General features: G+C 71.9%; 1 pseudogene. It reads left to right on the forward strand.

The features are described 5' to 3' along the window. Positions 1-221: pseudogene (locus ACSNOH_RS35455) on the forward strand (hypothetical protein); the annotation flags it as partial.

Consider the following 221-nt stretch of genomic DNA (forward strand, 5'->3'; position numbering starts at 1 on the left):
CCACCGCGCTCATCCCGGCGGTCATCCCGACGGAAGCCCTCACGGTCGTCACGGCGGAACCCACCGGACGGACGGTCATCGCGGCGGAAGCCACCGGAGCGGTTGTCGTCACGACGGTCGTCACGGCGGAAGCCACCACGGTCGCCACCGCGCTCATCCCGGCGGTCATCCCGACGGAAGCCCTCACGGTCGTCACGGCGGAACCCACCGGACGGACGGTC

The organism is Streptomyces sp. URMC 127, assembly GCF_051386535.1.
Lineage (GTDB): Bacteria > Actinomycetota > Actinomycetes > Streptomycetales > Streptomycetaceae > Streptomyces.